The sequence below is a fragment of the Mesorhizobium sp. M8A.F.Ca.ET.161.01.1.1 genome (assembly GCF_004792105.1).
GTDB lineage: Bacteria > Pseudomonadota > Alphaproteobacteria > Rhizobiales > Rhizobiaceae > Mesorhizobium.
Window position 1 is genome coordinate 1 of record NZ_SRTD01000479.1, and the last position, 285, is coordinate 285.

Consider the following 285-nt stretch of genomic DNA (forward strand, 5'->3'; position numbering starts at 1 on the left):
GATGAGCATGGACTGACCGGCCGGGGTAAGTTCCACACCGCGATTGATGCGGTGAAAGAGCTTGAAGCCCAGATTTTCCTCCAGCTGTCGAATGCGCTGGGTGACGGCGGGCTGGGCAATGCCGAGCTGCAGGGCGGCGGCACGAAAGTTCCTCGCCCTTGCCGCTTCCACGAATATCGTGAGTTGACGAATATCCATCGGGAGATTTCTTTGTTTTGTCGGGTGTAATGCGATATAAGCATAGCTTATCGAAATTGCCCAGCTTGCGCATTGTCATCTTGTCGC

Annotated in this window: 1 protein-coding gene; it reads right to left on the reverse strand. The window is 54.7% G+C overall.

Annotated features, from left to right (window positions below; all coding sequences use genetic code 11):
- A partial coding sequence (locus EN804_RS36635) for a LysR family transcriptional regulator (RefSeq protein WP_135922447.1) occupies positions 1-198 on the reverse strand: 198 nt, incomplete at its 3' end.
- Positions 199-285 lie beyond the last annotated feature (87 nt).